This is a genomic window from Spiroplasma mirum ATCC 29335, from assembly GCF_000565195.1.
GTDB classification, from domain to species: Bacteria; Bacillota_I; Bacilli_A; order Mycoplasmatales; family Mycoplasmataceae; genus Spiroplasma; species Spiroplasma mirum.
In genome coordinates this window covers 29,893-50,128 of sequence record NZ_CP006720.1, presented here as the reverse complement: position 1 = coordinate 50,128, position 20,236 = coordinate 29,893, and the positions used below count along the sequence as shown (strand labels likewise).

Annotated in this window: 26 protein-coding genes and 2 pseudogenes; all 28 read right to left on the bottom strand. The window is 29.1% G+C overall.

Annotated elements, in window-relative coordinates:
- Nucleotides 1-17: 17 nt before the first annotated feature.
- Nucleotides 18-1,031 (bottom strand): hypothetical protein, encoded by a 1,014-nt coding sequence (locus tag P344_RS00250; protein ID WP_025316889.1) that lies wholly within the window; start codon nucleotides 1,029-1,031, stop codon nucleotides 18-20.
- A gap of 126 nt (nucleotides 1,032-1,157) precedes the next feature.
- Nucleotides 1,158-1,526: a hypothetical protein gene (locus tag P344_RS00245; RefSeq protein ID WP_025316888.1), complete on the bottom strand. Its 369-nt coding sequence runs from the start codon at nucleotides 1,524-1,526 to the stop codon at nucleotides 1,158-1,160.
- 15 nt (nucleotides 1,527-1,541) lie between these two features.
- On the bottom strand, nucleotides 1,542-2,081 hold the full coding sequence (locus P344_RS00240) for an L-threonylcarbamoyladenylate synthase (RefSeq protein WP_025316887.1): 540 nt from the start codon (nucleotides 2,079-2,081) through the stop codon (nucleotides 1,542-1,544).
- A 98-nt stretch (nucleotides 2,082-2,179) separates the two neighbouring features.
- Nucleotides 2,180-3,595 (bottom strand): hypothetical protein, encoded by a 1,416-nt coding sequence (locus tag P344_RS00235; RefSeq protein ID WP_025316886.1) that lies wholly within the window; start codon nucleotides 3,593-3,595, stop codon nucleotides 2,180-2,182.
- Between the two features lie 42 nt (nucleotides 3,596-3,637).
- Nucleotides 3,638-4,495 (bottom strand): peptide chain release factor N(5)-glutamine methyltransferase, encoded by an 858-nt coding sequence (gene prmC / locus P344_RS00230; RefSeq protein WP_025316885.1) that lies wholly within the window; start codon nucleotides 4,493-4,495, stop codon nucleotides 3,638-3,640.
- Complete coding sequence (gene prfA / locus P344_RS00225; protein ID WP_025316884.1) at nucleotides 4,495-5,571, bottom strand: peptide chain release factor 1; 1,077 nt, start codon at nucleotides 5,569-5,571, stop codon at nucleotides 4,495-4,497. Before prfA ends, prmC begins: the two co-directional genes overlap by 1 nt.
- Before the next feature lie 307 nt (nucleotides 5,572-5,878).
- A complete protein-coding gene (locus P344_RS07715; protein ID WP_269078598.1) occupies nucleotides 5,879-6,010 on the bottom strand; it encodes a hypothetical protein in 132 nt (43 codons plus the stop codon).
- 14 nt (nucleotides 6,011-6,024) lie between these two features.
- Nucleotides 6,025-6,213, bottom strand: coding sequence for a hypothetical protein (locus P344_RS00215; protein WP_025316883.1), 189 nt, complete (start codon nucleotides 6,211-6,213; stop codon nucleotides 6,025-6,027).
- A 223-nt stretch (nucleotides 6,214-6,436) separates the two neighbouring features.
- Nucleotides 6,437-7,021 (bottom strand): thymidine kinase, encoded by a 585-nt coding sequence (locus P344_RS00210; RefSeq protein WP_025316882.1) that lies wholly within the window; start codon nucleotides 7,019-7,021, stop codon nucleotides 6,437-6,439.
- Between the two features lie 89 nt (nucleotides 7,022-7,110).
- Complete coding sequence (locus tag P344_RS00205) at nucleotides 7,111-7,989, bottom strand: DHH family phosphoesterase (protein ID WP_248679147.1); 879 nt, start codon at nucleotides 7,987-7,989, stop codon at nucleotides 7,111-7,113.
- A gap of 21 nt (nucleotides 7,990-8,010) precedes the next feature.
- Nucleotides 8,011-9,048, bottom strand: coding sequence for a hypothetical protein (locus P344_RS07170; RefSeq protein WP_248679145.1), 1,038 nt, complete (start codon nucleotides 9,046-9,048; stop codon nucleotides 8,011-8,013).
- A 16-nt stretch (nucleotides 9,049-9,064) separates the two neighbouring features.
- Entirely contained in the window at nucleotides 9,065-9,910 is an 846-nt protein-coding gene (locus P344_RS07165) for a P-loop NTPase family protein (protein ID WP_248679143.1), read from the bottom strand.
- 111 nt (nucleotides 9,911-10,021) lie between these two features.
- Entirely contained in the window at nucleotides 10,022-10,318 is a 297-nt protein-coding gene (gene rpmE / locus P344_RS08015) for a 50S ribosomal protein L31 (protein WP_025316881.1), read from the bottom strand.
- Nucleotides 10,319-10,477: 159 nt separating this feature from the next.
- Nucleotides 10,478-11,125: a nitroreductase family protein gene (locus tag P344_RS00190; RefSeq protein ID WP_025316880.1), complete on the bottom strand. Its 648-nt coding sequence runs from the start codon at nucleotides 11,123-11,125 to the stop codon at nucleotides 10,478-10,480.
- Nucleotides 11,126-11,218: 93 nt separating this feature from the next.
- Nucleotides 11,219-11,605, bottom strand: coding sequence for a hypothetical protein (locus P344_RS00185; RefSeq protein ID WP_025316879.1), 387 nt, complete (start codon nucleotides 11,603-11,605; stop codon nucleotides 11,219-11,221).
- Between the two features lie 454 nt (nucleotides 11,606-12,059).
- Entirely contained in the window at nucleotides 12,060-12,290 is a 231-nt protein-coding gene (locus P344_RS06435; RefSeq protein ID WP_156028667.1) for a hypothetical protein, read from the bottom strand.
- 3 nt (nucleotides 12,291-12,293) lie between these two features.
- Nucleotides 12,294-12,581: a hypothetical protein gene (locus P344_RS00180; protein WP_025316878.1), complete on the bottom strand. Its 288-nt coding sequence runs from the start codon at nucleotides 12,579-12,581 to the stop codon at nucleotides 12,294-12,296.
- 224 nt (nucleotides 12,582-12,805) lie between these two features.
- Nucleotides 12,806-13,159 carry an NAD(P)/FAD-dependent oxidoreductase gene (locus P344_RS05825; protein WP_269078618.1) on the bottom strand — a complete coding sequence of 118 codons (354 nt, stop codon included), beginning with the start codon at nucleotides 13,157-13,159 and terminating at the stop codon, nucleotides 12,806-12,808.
- Nucleotides 13,160-13,189: 30 nt separating this feature from the next.
- Nucleotides 13,190-13,336 (bottom strand): hypothetical protein, encoded by a 147-nt coding sequence (locus P344_RS06430; protein WP_156028491.1) that lies wholly within the window; start codon nucleotides 13,334-13,336, stop codon nucleotides 13,190-13,192.
- Nucleotides 13,290-14,537 (bottom strand): annotated as a pseudogene (locus P344_RS00170) (cation:dicarboxylate symporter family transporter). Before P344_RS00170 ends, P344_RS06430 begins: the two are co-directional and overlap by 47 nt.
- Nucleotides 14,538-14,552: 15 nt before the next feature.
- On the bottom strand, nucleotides 14,553-14,720 hold the full coding sequence (locus tag P344_RS07155; protein WP_236681391.1) for a hypothetical protein: 168 nt from the start codon (nucleotides 14,718-14,720) through the stop codon (nucleotides 14,553-14,555).
- A gap of 344 nt (nucleotides 14,721-15,064) precedes the next feature.
- A complete protein-coding gene (gene rpsR / locus P344_RS00165; protein WP_025316876.1) occupies nucleotides 15,065-15,289 on the bottom strand; it encodes a 30S ribosomal protein S18 in 225 nt (74 codons plus the stop codon).
- Nucleotides 15,290-15,304: 15 nt separating this feature from the next.
- Nucleotides 15,305-15,766, bottom strand: coding sequence for a single-stranded DNA-binding protein (locus P344_RS00160; protein ID WP_025316875.1), 462 nt, complete (start codon nucleotides 15,764-15,766; stop codon nucleotides 15,305-15,307).
- Nucleotides 15,767-15,789: 23 nt separating this feature from the next.
- Nucleotides 15,790-16,239, bottom strand: a complete 450-nt coding sequence (gene rpsF, locus P344_RS00155; RefSeq protein WP_025316874.1) for a 30S ribosomal protein S6 — start codon at nucleotides 16,237-16,239, stop codon at nucleotides 15,790-15,792.
- A gap of 254 nt (nucleotides 16,240-16,493) precedes the next feature.
- Nucleotides 16,494-17,048, bottom strand: coding sequence for a 2-C-methyl-D-erythritol 4-phosphate cytidylyltransferase (locus tag P344_RS00150; RefSeq protein WP_051477548.1), 555 nt, complete (start codon nucleotides 17,046-17,048; stop codon nucleotides 16,494-16,496).
- Between the two features lie 2 nt (nucleotides 17,049-17,050).
- Complete coding sequence (locus tag P344_RS00145) at nucleotides 17,051-18,055, bottom strand: class-II aminoacyl-tRNA synthetase family protein (RefSeq protein WP_025316873.1); 1,005 nt, start codon at nucleotides 18,053-18,055, stop codon at nucleotides 17,051-17,053.
- A gap of 8 nt (nucleotides 18,056-18,063) precedes the next feature.
- Nucleotides 18,064-19,566 (bottom strand): lysine--tRNA ligase, encoded by a 1,503-nt coding sequence (gene lysS, locus P344_RS00140; protein WP_025316872.1) that lies wholly within the window; start codon nucleotides 19,564-19,566, stop codon nucleotides 18,064-18,066.
- Between the two features lie 23 nt (nucleotides 19,567-19,589).
- Nucleotides 19,590-20,128, bottom strand: a pseudogene (locus tag P344_RS08010) (tRNA-dihydrouridine synthase).
- Between the last annotated feature and the right edge of the window lie 108 nt (nucleotides 20,129-20,236).

Sequence of the window (20,236 nt, the reverse complement as noted above, 5' to 3'; positions counted from 1 at the left end):
TCTATGTTCCTACAATCTTATCGCCCACCACGTAGTGCTCAATAATCAAAACTAATTGTATCTTCTTCTTGATCTAACGGTTCTTCGTTATTAACAATTGGCGCTGTCATTGTTTCTGGTTGTTGCCCATAATCTTGTTCAGAATTATCATTTGTAAGTAAATTATACTTACGGTCAAAAATTTGTAATTCATGGTTAATTAATTCGGTAACTAAACTTTCATCATAATTCTTTTTAATATAACTTTCCACTAAGATTGGATTAAATCCCGTAATTACTTTAAATGCTGTCAGACCTTTGAAAATAGTATGAATTAAGATAAATAATTCACGGAATTTTTCATAACCAACAAGATCAACATTATTAAATAGGATAATAATATTTTCTTTAATTTCATAAGCCCGAATTATTTCACTAAATTCTTTATGAATATATTCAATCGGATCATCAAATTCTAGTTCGTTAATAATAACCGCGGTATTTGAATCAGAGGTGTTGTTACTTTTTTCGTTGCTTTTTAACGTTCTGGCGAATAATTTAACACGGTCCCATAAGACTTTTTTATCTTCTAATCCGACTTGTGGCAGTCCCTTTATAATTTTTTTTAACAAAAATAAAAATGGTGAACCATATAAATCAATTTTTGCCATATCTAAATTAACTAATGGTACTGAAAAAAATAAATTTGACAACTCAGTAATAACATCATTATTGCCTTTAGTATTTAGAGTTAAAAAAAATTGCACTAAACTATCTTTTTCTTTAAAAATCTTAATAATATCACGAACTATTTCATAACTATTTAAAGAAATAGCACCATTGATTTTTTGATTTGTTGCCGCTTGATCGTTATTATGAAAACTCTGTTGTAAATTGTGGTTTTCTAAATCCAATCCTTCGTTAAATGCTTCTGGTTTATTTTTTCTTCCGCTCACAAGATTTCAATAATCAAATTCTTTTGTTTCCTTATTTTCATCCTCGTCAGTATTAAGTTTTAAGTTTTTCATTCTCTCATACGGATTGATGTACATGTCTAGCCCTCCTGCATCATTTATCTACATATTAATTATAACATAATTTATAAAAAAAATTTGAAAAAAATTGCATTTCCATTTACAATTTGGTATGATATTATGCTTTTTTCAAAATAAAAATCCTTATTTTTCAGGATCTTTTAATTTTTTAAGTTCTTCTTCTAAGCGCTTAATTTCCTCTTCTTTAGTTTCTTTTTCTGCTGTTGGTTCCTCATTAATTGTATCTTCATAATCATTTTTAGGTTTTTTCTTATAATCAGCAACTAGTTTTTTTGTTCCTTCTGCAATGTCTTCTTTTTTATAAAATAAAAATGTTCCGGTAAAGAGCACAACAATTCACAATCCAAAAATAAAAACAAAAATGAAAAATGCCAGGTCATATTTGCCTGGATATAAAATATAGAGTACTAAAAAAATAATTGTTAACACAAACAAAATACTAATTGCACTAAAATTGATAATTTTAAACCACAGTCTTTTTTTCTTTTTCATTTTTTAATTTGGCTCCTATCTAACAAATTCTCTAGTTAAAGCATTATAAATTTTTGATGGTTGGTTATCTAAATATCCATTATCAACAATAACATCCACCGCAAAATCTTTAAAATCATTAAGTTCTTTCCCATAACGTTGGCCAGTAATATTAACACTGGTAGCAAAAATTGGTCCTGTTTTTTTTAAGATTTGTTTTAATCATTTCCACTTTGTAATCCGCACCGCAATCGTATTATTAAAAGTAATGTGGTATTGGTCATTAACTCTCGCATAAATTTCACCAATTATAGTAATTGAATTTTTTGATTTAAAATATTTCAAATCATTTTTATTAATTTTAATTAACTTTTTTGCTGTTCATAATGAATCAACTACTAATGATAAGTACATTTTTTCTAAACGTTGTTTTAACTCATAAATTCTTTTTTTACCTGCTAAATTATCAATGGTGCACGCAAAACCATAAATTGTATCAGTTGGAATAATTAATACTTGGTGTTCTTTAAATGCTGCAATAATTTTTTTCTTGTCGGCAAGATGATAAATTTTCATAAAAATCCCTCATTATCTTTTAATTTAATTATATCTTAAATTTTAAGAAGTATTATAGAAGAAAAAAACATTATTTTAAAACTTAATTAAATAATGGCTTAGGCTTGACGAACAATTTTGGTAGTTTGATCTTGTTTTTTAATTTTTAAAATATGAGAAATGGCAATAATTGATAAGACCCCTAAAAAGAAAAACGAAAGAATTCCACTCGCAATTAATTCATTCCCATGAAATCAAAAATAACTAATATTAGGAGTTCCAAAAATTTTTGTGGTAATCTGTTGTTTAAAAGTTCCACTTTGGTTATTTCAAAATTCAACTAACCATCCTAGTGAAGATTGTGAATATAAATAAACAATTAACCCAAAACAAACTATGGCTAAAAAACCACTATATAAACTAATGAACCCGGCTTTTGATAAATTAGGTCTTTTTAACATCACAAAGATAAAAGCAAATAACATCGCTGCAATTAGGGCAGTTGCAATAATTGGTAAATTTACAATAAGAAAAAAATTAACCGGAGCATGATTGGCCATTGTGTCATAATATTCTTTATTTGGTAAATCATTTAAATCGATTGTTCCCGGAATAATAATATTTCTTGTTAATTTAGGATATATAAATGAATATAATAAAAAGCGATAAGCTTGTGTTGAAGTAATTGCAATGCTAAAAGTATAAACTAAGTAAGGAGAAAAAATAACAACCGAAAAAATAATTGTTCATAATGAAATGTTAAATTCAGTTGGAATTAGGAATAATCCCAAAATTTTTTTCGCTAACCCCTGGTTAAAAGTATTTTTTAAAACTGCAATTTCTTCATTTTTTTGAATTTTTATTGTTGTACTTAATAATTGTTCAATTTTAAAACTTGTTCGTAAGGTAATAAAAATAATAAAGAAAATTTGCAATCCAGTAATTCACCAAATGGTGTTAATACCAATTCACACAAATGGGTATGGGTTGTGAGTACCGGTTCCCGTTGCTAAGTTAATTAAATGGTCAATTACTTGGTCACGGTTTGGTAATGTTGTAGGAACTAATGAATTAATATGGGCTAAAATTTCATTAAATTTATCCGAACCGCCTTTGATTGATTTACACCAATCATTAAAAATTCCGTACTGATATTCCGCGAAAGAAAATAGTAAACAACTGGCAAATAATAACCCTAAAATTAAGATAATTGAAATTAAAAACAACTTCTTACTAAAATAAATAATTCGGTGGTGAAAACCACCATAAAAGCAGGCAAATAAAATCGCTACTCCTAATAGTCCAAAAGCAATATAGGGAAAAACTAAAATATAAAGTTTTGAAGGTAATAGAGGATTTGTAAATGTTTGTAAACTAGCTGTTGGAACTTCTTTTAAAAATTGAAAATATTCTTTTAAAACATTATCACTATGTGAGACAAAAATAAAAATGAAATAAGGAACCATAATGGCTAAAACTACTGCAAAAGCAGTAACTATCATCTTCCATTTTTTTGCGTTCTTAGTTTCATTCATTGATTTGACCTCACTACTAACTTTTTGATTGTATATATTTTACTACAAAACAAATATAAATAACATTCTTCATTTTTTATTGATATCTTTCATGAATTTATATTGGGAATGTTTAAAGAATTGTTTAACTAATTTTTCTAGATCTTTTTTTTGGTCATAACCATATTCAAAACATAAAATTGCTTTTGTTTTCACAACTGCTTGTCAATTTTCAAAAATTTTTTGATAGAAAAATAACCCATCTTCTTGGCCAAACAAAGCAACATGCGGTTCATAATTTTTAACACGCTTGCTAATTGCTTGATGCTGGGGAATATAGGGCGGATTACAAACTAAAATATCAGCTTTAATATTATTTTTAATAAACGGTGCTAATATATTTCCTTCTAATAACTTAACATTGTGAGCATTTAAGTTGTTAATATTTTTTGCCGCAACTGTCAAGGCGGCGGGTGAAATATCACTTGCATACACTTTTAACTGGGGATTTTCTAGCCCCAAGCTAATAGCAATTGCCCCACTCCCAGTCCCAATATCAATTAAAGTTAAATTATGGGGATCATCCCATTGATATTGATCAATTAAATTATTAACTTCATCTACTAATTCTTCTGTTTCATAGCGGGGGATTAAAACATTATTATCAACATAAAAATCATAACCATAAAAAAACTGCACATTTGTAATGTGTTGAATTGGTTTGCCAATTTTATAAGCTGTTAAATCTTGTCAATACTGATCAAAATCAAAAGAAATTGGTTCATTCTGACAAGCATATAATTTTGAAATTGTTGTTTTACTATAATATGCAATTAAAGTTTTAATATCAGCACTATAATTAATAACATCACTATCCGCTAAAAAATCTTCTGATTTTTTAATTAATTCATTAACAGTCATTAATTACCTTCCATTTTTAAACTTTGTTCTTCGTTCATTAATGCTGTAATAATTTCATCCAAATTGCCTTCCATAATTTGGTCTAACTTTTGCAAAGTTAAGTTAATACGATGATCAGTCACCCGGTTTTGTGGATAGTTATAAGTACGGATTTTTTCACTACGATCACCAGTTCCGACCGCATCTTTTCGTAAATTACCACGCTCTTCATTAATTTTACGTTGTTGTTCTTCGTATAGTTTACTTCTTAAATGTTGCATTGCTAATGCTTTATTATCATGTTGACTACGGCCATCTTGTGAAGTTACTACGGTTCCTGTTGGAATATGGGTAATTCGAACAGCTGAATCAGTAGTGTTAACATGCTGTCCGCCAGCTCCAGAAGCTCGGTAGGTATCAATTTTTAAATCTGCTGGTTTAATTTCAAAATCAACTTCTTCAATCTCAGGAAGAACTACTACTGTGGCAGTTGAAGTATGAACTCGTCCTTTACTTTCAGTTTTCGGAACTCTTTGCACACGGTGGGCTCCCGATTCAAATTTCATTTTTGAATAAACCCGGTCACCTTTTAAGATGAAAGAAATTGAGGAAAATCCGCCTGCTTCTGAATCATTTTCTTCAATCACATCAATTTTTCAACCTTGTTGCTCCGCATATTTCAAATACATTCGATACAAATCACCAGCAAAAATATTACCTTCATCACCACCAGCAGCTCCGCGAATCTCTACAATAACATTTTTTTCATCATTGGGATCTTTTGGCAATAACATTATTTTTAATTCTGCTTCCAGTTCTTCTTTCTCTACTTCCGAAGTTTTAATTTCTTCTTTTGCCAATTCAATTAACTCTCCTTCTTTTTCCGTTTCTAAAATCAGTTTTGCTTCTTTAATATTTTGCAAAATATTTTTATATTGCAAATAAACATCAACAATGTCAGCAATTTGTGCTTGCTCTTTTGATAGTGCTGTCAGTTTTTTAACATCATTAACAATCTCTGGATTTACTAACTCTCCTTCAATTTGTTGTTTTCGTTTTAACATTGTTTCTAAACGGTCAATTGTTTTCTGATTCATTTTCTTCCCACCTCAAATTACTATTTAATACTTAACAATTATATAATATATCTTTTTAAAGAATAGTAGTTATTTAAATAATTTATTAATTATCAGTTGAAATTAAAATAAAAAATTCAGGTAAAGAATTTCTTATTTATGTTCATTTACAATTGTTTGAATTTTTAGTAAATTAGCTAAAGCATCAACCCAGGAAAGACGGATTCTCCACTTTCAAAAGTTTTTTTGACAGGGTGTTTTTTAATAATTCTTAAACTTACTTTAAAAACATTGACCCCTACCACGACATAGTCACCTTCTTGTAAATTTAATTACTTAAATAAAGAGTAAGGCGAGAATTCATTCGTAAGTTTTCAACAAAATGTACTTTATAGACAACTTTTGGTTTTGCCCCCGTAAAGAAAATTGCTTCGGCATTTAACCCTAATTTATTTGACATAAGTAATATACTCCTTAGTTCTCAACATTGTTTAATATTATTTTTGATAATTGATACTTGTCTTTTCCTCATTTAATAAAGTAATATTTATCACAAATAACTAATGAATGATATTTAAACGCATTGCGCTCATCAACTTGCACAAAATTATCATTGCGAACTAATTGCTCTTGATAATAACTGTTTAAGATTATCATGTTCATCGTATTTAACTGATGTTATTTGTAATGATTCAAATCCTTTTTAATTGACTTCAATCAAAATAAACGGATGTCAAATTGGTGTTAATACTTTATTTTTATGTCAAAAAAACAACTATGTCTCTTTCCACAATACTATAATATCCTTATATATGTCTTTTTTTCGATTCAAAACCATACTAAAATTATATTACTCTTTCATTTCCCATTACAAAAAAAGAAGTTGTTAGTAAACAACCTCGTGACAATGGCGACAACGCGCTTCATATTTATCTTTTTCACCAATTAACACAATTGGATCATGGTAATTAGCGGGTTTCCCGTTAATTAATCGTTGCGTACGGTTAGCTAAATTACCACATTTAACACAAATAGCATGTAACTTTTTAACTTCTTCTGCCTTACTCATTAATTGTTCCACATTTAGAAATGGTTCAGCTCGAAAATCCTTATCCAAACCATTCACAATTACAATAATTCCCTTGTTCGCTAAATCATCTGCTACTTTCACAATTTCATTATCAAAGAATTGAACTTCATCAATCCCTACCACATCCGTATAGGGTGCTAGTTTTGCTAATAATTCTTTGGTATTGTTAACTGAAATTGCTTTAATTGATTTTTGGCTATGACTAACAACATTATCATTACTATAACGATTATCAATTGCTGGTTTAAAAACCTGAATTTTAAATTTAGCATAACTTAAGCGCACAATCCGGCGAATAAATTCTTCGGTTTTTCCTGCAAACATACAACCCGTAATAACTTCAACTCACCCAATTTTGGCATTTCTATTTAAAAAATACATTTTAATTCGCCCCCTCCACAACATCATTATTAATAATCAAATTATCTAAGTCGTTAATAATAGCTGCACACCAATTCCAGTTTGGCATTTTAATTCCACTTGCTAACAAATGCCCTCCCCCATGGTATTTTTTTTGCAACCTTATTAACATTATAGTGACGACTTCTCATACTAACACTAACAAAATTTTCAGCTTTATTTTCGATAAAAAATAACCAAATTTTAATTTCTTTAATATTAGCTAAGATATTAACTCACCCTTTAACAAGATCATATGTCATTTGATGCTGCTGTAACATCTCATCGGTAATTTTAATATACCCAACACCGTGCGCACTAATTTCAACTAAATTTTGCAAGTAGTTTTTAAACTTTACATTAGCTCATGATTCCAAATATAAATTTTGATAAATTTCTTGCACATCAAAACCAGTTGCTAAAAGTTTACTTGCCAGAATTAAGGTCACATTTGTGGTGTTGCGAAATAAAAAACGATTTGAATCAGTAATAATTCCTGTGTATAACAACCGCGCAGTTTCTGGTGAAACTTTTAATTTACTATGGAAAACTAACTCACTCACCATTTCTGAAGCAGCAATTCGTTTCGCATCAACTCAGGAAAGATCTCCATAAGGGGTATCATCGGGATGGTGGTCAATTTTAATCACTTCTTGGGATGTTTGCCAATACAAACTATCAATGCGTTCAGTATTAGCAGTATCAGTGACAATTACTAACGCATTTTGGTAATCTTCAGCCGTTAACTTTTCGGGAACACCTAAAAATGATAAATTATCATTTGCTTCCCCATCAGTTAGGACTTTTTTAGTTGGATAGTTTTCCTTAATAAAATTAGCCAACCCAAATGATGAGCCATAAGCATCCTCGTCCGGGGAAATATGACGTAAGCAAATTATTTTGTCGTATTCTTTAATCTTTGCTAAGATCAAATCCATTTTTTCGCGCATTTTTAACATCTCTTTTCTATCTTAGATAATTCCTAATAATTTTTGCGTTTCTTTATCATATACCAAAACTGCTCCTTTTTCAAAATAAATCATTGTTAATTTTCGTAAATTTAATTGCTGGTTATCAACAATTAATTTAAAAATCTTATTATGATGGGTTTCAAAATAACAAACAATGGCTCCTCCTGATTTTTTAACAGTTTTAACAGACCCTTTAAAATGTAAAGTGGTTTCTTTATTATATAATTTTGTCTTTTCAAAACTAAGATACTTTGGATTAATCGCAATTATATATTCTTGATTATTTATTAAAGGTAAATTAGCCGCTTTAATGATAATATCATCTAATTGTATTGTTTGGTTGGATAAATGATAAATTCCCCGAAAAATATTTTCAGAAGTCGCAAATATTGTTTTGTATAATTCCAATGTCATCGGTGTGGTTGTGGCCTGCACTTGGGAAATCACTTTATAATGGTTTTGTTTATCAAATAGTAAAAATCCATTAACATAATTTTTGATATTTTCAATATTTTTAACAACCACAAGAACAGAAATTTGAGGATTATAATTTTTAATATTATTAATAATATTATATAACTCATTTGCTTCACTCTGGGTTAAATTATCAAAAGTATGATGTAAAACAATTAGTTCTTTTTTAGCTAACAATGCATTAATTAACCGGATTTTGGTGTGATCAAAACTACTTAAATTTTTGGTTAATCTTAGTCAATTCATTTTAATATTTAAATCTAACATTAGTTCTTTAACATAGTCATAAGCTTGATTGGAAACACTCACAATTTTATTTTTAACCTTCTCAATTAATTCACTATAATCTTCTTTTTTTGTAATAAACGTGTCATTTAACATTGCTAAATGATATTTGTGAAAATGCTCAATAACTTTTCCCTTTATAATTGAAGCTTCATCGGGTAATAAAGTGACAATTAACTGTTCTTGTTTCTCATTATACTCATACCACTGATCATCTGAAAGTTGGATTCAAGTTTTTAAAATTGCTTTTAAAATTTCCTTTTTTTGGCTATCTTTCATTAAAATATTAACAACATTAAAACGGTATTTTTTTTAAAGATTTCCGTGCTTTAAAAATATGGTAACGCTGGTAAACAATTTCTGTTCGTAAAATTTTAAGATATTTTTCACAAATTAGTTTTGCTTCATTAAAAGCAAATAATTTAACTTTTAATTTTCGTCGTTTAGCAATATATTTACAATCACACGAATAATCTAATTCTGAAATATAATAAATTTTATCTCATAACGCTTGTAAAAAGGCTAAGTAACCTTCTTGAATTCTTAATTCTTCTTTTTTTAAGACATAAGTCTTAACAGTTTGAAATAAAATTCCCGTCACATCTTCTTTTAAAACTTTTTTAATTTCTTTTTCATGGAAAAGTTTAATCCCATTCCGGTAGTTTTCCATTCATTGTTCTTTAATTTTAATTGAATTATAAATATATTCTTCAAGAATTTTATCAACTTTATTAATTAAATCTTTGCGATACTTATTATTATCCATTGCTAATAATTCGCGATAAGCATACTTATTTTTTAAATATTTGATTGTTGCTTCGTGTAAAAACTTTGGTGTTTTTAGAATATTATAAGTTAATCGTAATTTTGTTGGTAAAAATCCTAAGCGGAAAGCAGCTGGGGGAACATAAGCGATTTTACGTTCTTTCGTTAACAATGTTGTAATATTTTTTTTATTTAAATAAATTGTCCCTTTATTAACCTTTTTCTTTCCTAATAAAAATTTTAAAAAATAACGTTGGCTAATTTTATTTTCAAAAAAAACGACTAATGATTCTTTATTATTAATTCTAAAAGATAAATCATTAAAAATAATTTTTTTATATCTTTTATAAACAATATTATTAAACTCTAAACCCATTTTTTCCACCAAAATTCTATTTATTCTAAATATATAATATTATACCGAAATAAGCAAAAAAAACACCATTATGAATGGTGTCTTATTTATTTTATTCTGATTTATCGGCAGTTACGGGTGCTTCTTTTTTATCTTTTGCATTTTTTTGTTTAAATCTTTTTGTGCTTTTGATAAACTGGCAGTTTGTTTAGCAATTTCTTCTTTTTTATTAAATTTAGATTTGAAACGTTCAACTCGTCCTGCTGCATTCGCAAATTGTTGGTTACCAGTGTAGAATGGATGGCATGAAGAACAAGTATCAACTTTAATTTCTTCACCTCTAGTTGATCCACTCATAAATTCCGTTCCACAAGTAGTGCATGTAATTTTAGTATCAAAATATTTTTGATGGATACCTTTTTTTGCCACAATACTCACCTCTCTTATTAAGATTAATATACTTTCTTGGTATATTAATTTACGACATTTATTATAATAACATATATTTTATTAAAAACAATAGATTTATTTGTTGTTTTTATTTGGTTTTTGTTTTATTGTTTTAATTTTTATGCTTGCAAGAGATTATTACTTAACAATTTTTGCAAATTCTTCGGTGCTAATTCTTTTCCGAGCAAAAGTTGCGCCATTTGTTTTTTCGTCATATTTTCCAAGTGCTAATAACAATACGGTATGTTTAATATTTTTATCAATATAACCAAGTTCATGTAATAAATCATTACTATGATGAGCATTAAAGCCCCCAATTATTGTTGTTCCAATTTTTAAATCAGCAGCTTGCAGGGTCATAAAAGCAGTTGTGATATAGACTTGACTATCAACATAACTAGTTAAATTATTATGGTTTTCTAAATATTGGCGATATTTTTCAATGGTTTCACTTAGTTTCTTTTCATCTAATGCTTCGTTCCGATGTAAACGACTTCTTAAAAATTCATCGGAGACTAAATAAGTTGCATTATAACCAACTAAACATACCAAAGTATCACATTTTAAACCTTTTTCCACATTTGACCCGTTTAAAACATCATACGCAAATTTTGCTTTAATTTCTTTATTTTTAATCACAACAATATTACAAACTTCTAATCCCATTGAACTAGGGGCCATACGCCCAGCCTCAATAATTGTTTCTAATTCTTTAGAACTAATTGCTCTGTTATCATCATATATTTTGACTGTTTTTCGTCATTCAATTGCATCTTTTACTGACATTTTACGTTTCTCCTAACTTTATTGCTTTTAAATTATATCGGATTTAATAATTAAATGCACCTAAAAACATCACATAACAAATTTCAATTTCTCCTAATTTATATTTTTCAAGAAATTCTTTAAAACACTATCTTTTCTTAAAACCGGCAGGGGATTTTGATAATTCATTAAATTCATTTCCGTTGCATTCGTAACATAATATGAAAACTGATAAAGATATTTTGCTTCCCATTCTTCCGATAATAATTTTGCACACTCAATTACTTCCATTGCATTACGAACATCATAAAAACGAATAATTTTTAATAAATGACTTGTGGCAATTTTATTCGCCTTTAAAATTGTTCACCGAAAAATTAGGTTAACTACAATATTATTAAAATCTAATTGTAAAATAATGTTACCGGAGGGATTAGCTAAGGTGTAATCCCCATAATAAAAAAGGACAACGAAAAACCTTTCTTTTTTAAAAAATACCATGGACATACGGAAACCTAAGTTTTAAATCACCATTATTTCGCTTAATCATTAAGTTTAATTTACTGTAAATGTTGGTAAACTTTTTTAAAATAAAAGTCAAATAATCATCAATTCATAAATATATATCGGCTTTTAAATATTTTTTTCCTTTTTAAATTTTGAATTGTTGTTAATAACTTATTTTTTTAGTATAATTCAAGGATTTTCTTTGAAAATATTGATTTTTACTTTTAAAAAAATGAAAAATATTTGGTATTTTAAACCAAATATTTTTTTATTATGTTAAGCTAAAATAAAATTGAACTTTATAACGATAGTCATACGAATTTGTCATATATCATTTATTATTTTTAAAAATTTTTCCTTTGTTAAAGTAACTATTACTGCGATCAACTAATAAGTTAGCACTACTTTGATGACTTGCAAATGCTCCGGTAATATCAGTTAATTTACTTTAATACTTATTATTAGTTCCAATAATATCGCGGCGGGTTCCGACAAATTTATCTGTCTTTCCTTTTGTACTAACATCAATTTGAATACTAAAAGTCACCACATATACTTTAGTGTCCTCTTTATATTCTGCTTTAATTTCAACATGGTTGGGGAGAATTAGTTCACGAACCATCTTTAAATTCAACAGTTGTTTTATTATCCTGATCATATATGGTGGTATTAAAATCATTTTCTAAAACCTTGATATCACTGTATTTTTTAATTTCCGAACCGGTATTTGAACTGGCTTGTAAGCTGCGAGTAACTTAAAGACAATAGCTTGCCCACTACTATCGTTTTTAACAAACTCATTATAATCAACTTGTTTATCACCATCTTTAATCGCATTGGTTAAATTATTAATAAACTCATTTTTATATGCGTCAGAATTAATTGCATCAGAAGATCAGTAAGTAATATCATGATAACTAAAACTGTGATCTTTTTCCAAAATATCATTACTATTATCATCTAATGACATTACTGAACGTTGGGCATTACAAATAACAAGCGTGATTGGTAAACTTCCACTAATACATATTTGTTTCTAACCGGTCATTAACCACAAGTGAGCCTTGAGGACTCATACTAATTTCACTATCAGCTAAGATTGGGTATTTGGAGTGAAGCCTAAGGCACAAATTACTAAATCAACATGTAACAACTTCCCGAGTTGTTAGTTCAATTTGGTTAATTATTTTGTTTTTATAAATCTTTTAACACTTGGTCTTGTTCTTCAATTAAAATTACGCGTTTATCATTTCGGGTAAAATTTTCACAAAACTCTAAACCAATTGGCCCATCACCAACTACAACCACCGTTTTAATTTTGTCAGTTAATTCTTCGCGAATTTTAACAGCTGCTTCTAAAGACGCGGGCGCATAGATATTATGAGCATCATTTCCTGGCAAATCTAACTTATCTAAACTCCCTCCGACAGCAATCACTAATTTATCATAATAATCTTCAATCGGTTCTTTTGTTATTAAATTAATTCCCTTCACTGTTTTATTTGGAAAATCAACATTGGTAATTTCATAATTGGTATGAATAGTAATTCCTTCTTCGGTGTAAATTTTTCAACCGTTCTAGCAATCATAATATGAAATTCCACATCTTCCTAGGGAAGGATAACTCAGATTTTGATAAACAACAATTTCAACCTTGTCTTTTAAATTTCTTTTTAGTTTAATTGCGGTAGTCATTCCCGCAGTAGCAGCAATAATAACTTTCACTATGTTTCCCTCTTTTGTAATTTTTAAAATTATTCATTTTGCTTAATTTTTCTTTTTTTTCTTTCTTTTTATGAAACTTCGCTCTTATTTTACCAAATAAAGTCTTACCATTAACATTAAACAATAAAAGTTCATCACTTTCTAAAGCATGAGTTAAGCGTGTGGCAATCGTAGTTGCTTGAACTCTCCCGGTAACATTAACTCCTATTCGCCCCATGTCAAAGAGACCATCTAAAGCACCAATAATACTATAAACTGGCATGTATAATTCTCTTAACCACAGTCCGCCTAATACTCCGGTGGTAACCACACTCGCAATGCCCGGAACACAAGCAATTCCTAATGACGCAATTACTGTCACCAATAAAGCAATAAAGAAATGGGCGATGGTAAAGTCATATAATCCAGCACTCATAATAAATGACACAATGATCCCCCGACTGGGCTCCTGCACAGGCCGTTAATCCCATTGTCGTTGATAATGGTGCAGAAATTCTGACTAAGCTTTCCTTAACTTTAATATTATTTTTTAAAGTGTGTCCATTGTAATTGTTAATGTTGCATTCGAAAATTGGGTTGAAAACCCTTGAATTAGCGGGCGAACAGCATGTTTTCATCACTTGATAGTATTGATTCCAAATATTACTAACGTAATTGTATGTCAAATTAAAGCAATAACTAAACATAAATAAGCAACTCCAATTACAATTACAATTTTGCCCAGATAACCAATTGGGCGTAAAATTATTGAATAAGTAATCATTGACATTACCGCGTAAAGCATTAGTTTAATCACAAACATTAAACATGACATCACAATTGTTCATCATCTTTTAAAGCCATCAAGAATTTTTTGCATATCTTCAGGAGGTTTTTTAGTTGATTTCTTAACAGCTAACCCAATTAAAGCGCCAATAACCATTACTGGAATAATTGCAATGCCAATAAAAGTCCCAATAAAATTTGAGGGAACATATTTCCAGATAATTTGGGGTAGTGGTTTCGAAGCATCACCATCATAATTACCACTGCCATTAATAATAAAGCTATACCCAATTTTAAAAGCCCAACCAATAAAGAAAGTGATGGTAAAAGCAACCGCGATATTTACTAATAAGATTACTACCATAATAATAATTTCTTGGCGAGTTTTCTTATCATGGCCTGGTCTGGCGATTGCTCTTGCAATTGCTAAAAACAAATGGAACTGTTAGCATTAAAATGGCATTAATAAAAATCATTTTAAATAAATTAACCCAAATTGATAACTCGTGCACCCCCATATTTGGTAAATTGGATTAGCCACAGGATTGGGAACATTAGGATCAACTCACGGGTTAATCATTGAACTACTTGGATGATCACTATTATTAAGGAAAGCCATTTATTGCTTGGATAACAACTTTAAGCCCTAGCCCAATAACTAACCCAATAATTACCCGGTACATAAAACGAATTTTAGTTTTTTTAATAAAGATTCATAGTAATAACACGATCAGCCCAAAAAAAAGATTACAATACTAACTAAAGATTGTCATTGAGAAATTGCCACAAAATCATGTAGTGCGTTACTATTATCACTTGCTAAAAATTCCATTTAATATCTCCATAGTTTTTGAATAGTTTAATTATAAACTATTTTTAAGTTTTATTTTAGTCTTTTCCCAAGAAAAAAACTATTAGAGAATAAAATTCTCTAATAGTAATAGTTTTCTTTTCATCATTATCCTAGTCAATTACAAATGGTAATAATGCCATTTGGCGACCTCTTTTAATAGCTGTCGCTAACATGCGTTGGTGTTTGGCGCAAGTTCCTGTAACTCTTTTTGGCAAAATTTGACCATTATTTGACGTGAATTTTTTTAGTAATTCAGCATCTTTATAATCAATATAATTCATTTTATTTTTAGTAAAATAACATTGTTTTTTAAATCTTTTAAATTTTGGGTTCATTATAGACTTCCTTTCTTAATCTCATAATATGGCATCATCCCCGTCAAAACTAATTGGTTCGTCATTATCATTTTGGGGATTTGGTAATGATTGTTGATTTTCACCAAACGTAATATTATCAAAATCAACATTATTTGGAGTTGGAATGCTATCAACATTAGTAGTTGAATTAGTATTACGAGAGTCTAAGAATGACACACTATCAGCGACCACTTGCACAACAGTCATCTGCTGACCATTATTATTATCAGTTCTAGTTTGAATTCTACCATCTAAGGCAATTAGCGAACCTTTTTTTAAATAACGGGCCATGTTTTCGGCAACTTTATTTCAAGCAAAGCACGGCACAAAAGCGACTTGGTCATTAAATGAACTATTAACCGCCATTGTAAAAGCAACAAATGGTTTTCCATTAACTGAATTTCGTAATTCTAAATCTCTTGTTAGTCTTCCTACTAAGGTAACTCTATTTAACATTTTGTTTGTACTCCTTTTATAATTTATTGATCTTTTTTAACTGAGTTTTCTGATTCAGCAGGTTGTTGATTGTTATCTAGTCGGTCTCATTTTTTTTCAAATTTTTTGCCACCAGGTTTACGATCATTTCTTTCGACTTTATCGTTTTTTACTTCTGTTTTTGCATATTTTGTTGATTGGAGATATACTTTTTCTTTTTCTGTGTTAATTACTAAAATTCTTAACACATCTGGTTCAATATGACTAATACGGACAAATTCATCAACATTTTGAGCAGTTGTATTAACAATTAAAACTGTATAATGTCCTTTTTTTCTTTTTTTAATTGGATAAGCTAATTCCATTACTCCCCAGTCACCAATTTCTTCAATTTTTGCACCATTATTTTCTAAAATAGCATGCAATTTGTTTTGTAATGCTTTAATATCATTACTTTCTGGGTTTAAAATATACATAATTTCATATTTACGCACTTTAAAATTTCCTCCTTATGGTCTATTGGTCCTTACCGGACAAGGAGCTAATAATTCCAAACTTTATATTATTAACTCACAACAAATTATACATTATATTATTATAAAATATAATATTTTCCCAAAGTTTTTAATCAATTATATCTTCCAGATAAGTTACTTTAATATTATCCTTGTTTCCTGGAAAATAATGAATCGTAATTTCGGAGGCGTATAATTCTACTAATTGACTATCATCATAAATTGGGCTTAGTTTATGAGGATTTTTTTTGATAATTTTGATATACTCCTAATAAAACACTAGTTTTAAACATTTGGGGAGTTTGAACTAACCCATACTCTGACCGATGAACCGTTTCGACAATTTCTTTATCATTAATTTTTTTAATCGCATCATTAATTCTTAACAGGGGAATTAAGGTTTCATAATTATTCACAACAAATTCACCTAACATCTTATCAATAAAATCATTTGTTAAATAACAACGAGCTCCATCATGAATTAGAATAATATCATTAATAATCTTATTGTTTAATAAACAATTTTTAATGGTATCAACCCGTTCATTACCACCAGTTGTAAAAATAACCTTCTGGTTACGCTGGTATTTTGGTTGCAAATAAGCAAAAATTTCATCATTAACTCCCACAATGATTTGGGTACATTTTTGATCATTTAAAAAGGTTTGTAAAGTTGTTTCAATTATTGTTAAATTATTTGTTAATTTAAATAATAACTTATTTTTTTTACTTTGAAAGCGTTGTGAATTACCAGCTCCAACAATAATCACACTATAAGTAGCATTCATTATTAAAGCACCTGAATTTCATTTTTTTCTGCATATTCGATGAAGTCATCTTCTCAAACTGAGGAGATTACTTCACTAATATGTTGTTTCTCTAGTAAATATAAATCTAATTGTGATTTATAGATTCCAAAACTTAAAGTCACTGGTAATTCATTGGTTGCAATCATTGCATCAAATTTGGTTTTAATCTTATTAGTTTCTTTGGTAATTGTTGTTTGTTTTTTTAAAACTTCTTTATCAACAGTAATTCCACAATAACCAATGCAAATTGCTTTTTCTTGGTAAAAATTATAAACAAAAATCTTGGCATATAGTTTCCAATCAAAAGTATCTTGTGATTCATTCGGAACTAAAATACCATCCTGAATGATTTCTTCTAACCCATAAAGCACAGTTGCCCCATTTTCCCGAGTATATTTATTTAACCGTTCTTGGTAAGTTAATAACCGCATTGATTTTTCTAATTCATTGTGGGCAATTCAATTAAATTGCTTATCAAATTTTTCAGTTAATTTATCATATTTCTTAATTAAAATCTTTTCAATTGCGCCCAAACATTCTCATACCTTTTCAACAGTGACATGAATGAGGTCAAAACTAAAAACATTTTTCCCTAATAGTTTGTCAAAACCAATTTCAGTAAAATTAACAGCATTAACATCGGATTGTTTAATATCACGACGCAAAACATTGGAGAATGTTAACAACCCCTCGTTTTCTTGAATGCCATATTTTTTAACAACATATCTTCTTCATTTATTGGGTGATTGTAAAACTTCTCCCACAATTCCACTTGGTTGAATATCAAAATCAACTGGTCGTTCGGTAATTCGAAAATCATCATTAAAACCAGTTTCTTCACTACAAATTAACGGAAAATCAACTTCTAACAAGTTAAACTCCTTAGTAAAACGTTTTAAAAGTTCAAATTTAATTAAGGCAATTGCCGCAATTGTTTCTTGTAAAGTTAAAATTGAAGAATATCCAATGTGGATTCCGTGTGCCATAAAATCACCTATTTTCCTCGTGGACGCATATGGGGGAATAATAAGACATCTTTAATTGAATCTTGCCCTGTTAATAACATTACTAACCGGTCAATACCAATTCCTAATCCTCCCGTTGGTGGTAGTCCGTATTCTAATGCTTCAATAAAATCAATATCCATTTCCTGAGCTTCATCATTTCCATTGTCTCGTTCTGTCAACTGACTTTCAAAACGATTATATTGTTCAATTGGATTATTTAACTCTGAATACGCATTGGCATATTCACGGCCATTAATAAATAATTCAAACCGGTTAGTAAACCTAGCATCACTAGCGTTTGCTTTTGCTAACGGTGATACTTCGACAGGATGACCATAAATAAATGTTGGTTGGACTAAAATTGGTTCAACAAATTCTTCAAAAAATAAGTTAATAATATGTCCAATACTAGTATGGAATTGTTCAACATGAATGTTTTTTTCCTGAGCTAATTTTTTAGCTTCGGCAAATGACATTTTTTGTCAAAAATTAACTCCACTTGTTTCTTTAATTGCATCAACAATATGTCAACGTTTTCATGGTTGTTTAAATGAAATTAATTGACCACCATATTTTGTTTCATCAGCATTCAAAATATTTTTGGCAATATAACAAATTGTATTTTCAGTTAAATCCATTAAAAAATTCATGTCTTGGTAAGCAATATAAATTTCAACCGTTGTAAATTCAGGATTATGTCTCGTGTCCATTCCTTCATTTCGAAATAATCGCCCAATTTCATAAACTCCTTCAAATCCTCCAACAATTAATCTTTTCAATGGTAACTCTGTGGCCACTCGTAAATAAAATTCCATATCTAAAGTATTATGGTGGGTAATAAATGGTTTAGCGGCGGCCCCGCCGTGAATTGCTTGTAGAACAGGAGTTTCAACTTCTAAATAACCTTTGTTATTAAAATATTCACGCATTAAGGAAATAATCCGACTTCTTTTAATAAACACATCTTTTGTTTCTGGTGACATAATTAAATCAACATAACGACGACGATATTTTTCTTCAATATCACTCATTCCATAATATTTATCTGGTAATGGTTTTAACGACTTACTTAATAAATGATATTCTTTTACCCGTACAGTTAATTCGCCAGTTTTAGTTTTCATCATTGTTCCCGTCACTCCAATAATATCACCTAAATCTAAGTCAATAAATTCTTGATATTTTTCATCCCCAATAGCATCACTTCGAACATAAATCTGAAAAGTGCCATTTTGATCTTGTAAAGTCGCAAAAGTTGCTTTTCCGGCTTCACGAAACATTCTAATTCTTCCCGCAATACTAATTAAAGCCGGAACGTCCATGGTTTCTAGTTGCTCTTTGGTATAATTATTAAACTCATCATGCAATTCTTTACTAGTATGTGTTCTTTCAAATTTGGCAATGACAAAAGGATTTTTCCCTTTGGTAATTAATTTATCTAATTTAGCGCGTCTAATTTTCTCTTGCTCACTAAAATTTCTATTATCCATCTTTTTTCTCCATTTCTTAATAATTATTTACTCATATTATAAGAATTATTATAATACTCAATATAGTCATTTACAACATTATCTAAATCAATTCTTGATTCAATCCGCGTTGCTCGTGCTTTATAATCTGTTGCATTTGGTTTTCCTTTAAAATAAAAAGCTAAGTTTTTACGCATTTTACTAATTGCAATTCGTTCACCTTTTAAAGCAATTAATAAATCATCATGGTGGAAAATCACTCGTTTTCATTCTTCAATACTTGGTGGTGCCAATTTTTTACCGGGTGCTAAATAGTGGTTAATTTCTTGAAAAAACCATGGGCTCCCTTGCGCCCCCATGCAATCATGACCGCATCACACCCAGTTTCATCTAACATCCGTTTGGCAACTTCCACTGTAAAAATATCACCATTTCCAATCACCAGAATTTTAACGACTCCCTTCTCCCTTGACTTTATTGATTCAACTTTAATCAACTTTCCCACTATAAAATTGATTATGCGTGCAACCATGTAACGCAAATGCTTGGCCCCTGCTTTTTCAATTAACTTGGCAACTTCCACACAGTTAATATTTTCTTCATTTCATCCTAACCGAATTTTGTTCAAATTTTGTGGTATATTGTTTTAATTTTATTCATTTTTTAGTTTTGTTTATTTAATTAGGATATT